The organism is Kitasatospora purpeofusca, from assembly GCF_000718025.1.
Classification (GTDB): Bacteria; Actinomycetota; Actinomycetes; order Streptomycetales; family Streptomycetaceae; genus Kitasatospora; species Kitasatospora purpeofusca.
Window position 1 is genome coordinate 1 of record NZ_JODS01000119.1, and the last position, 279, is coordinate 279.

The window sequence follows — 279 nt, forward strand, 5'->3', positions numbered from 1 at the left end:
ACCGTCCCGGCCGTCGAGGCCTTCGCCGCCGCGATCAAGGGCGGCGACCTGGAGAAGGCCAAGTCCCTCTACGCGCCCTCGCGCACCGGCTGGGAGCGCGCAGAGCCCGTCGCCGAGAGCTTCGGCGACGTCGACCCCAAGACCGACACCCGCGAGGACGGCCTGGAGCCCGGCCAGGAGTGGACCGGCTGGCACAAGCTGGAGAAGTCCCTGTGGGCGGACGCGAAGATCGGTGACGAGGAGAAGAAGCTCGCCGACCAGCTGGTCGCCGACCTCAAG

The 279-nt window shown here is 71.0% G+C and carries 1 protein-coding gene; it reads left to right on the plus strand.

The genetic code is table 11. The features are described from left to right. A partial coding sequence (locus IF01_RS0141005) for an EfeM/EfeO family lipoprotein (RefSeq protein WP_030398702.1) occupies positions 1–279 on the plus strand: 279 nt, incomplete at both ends.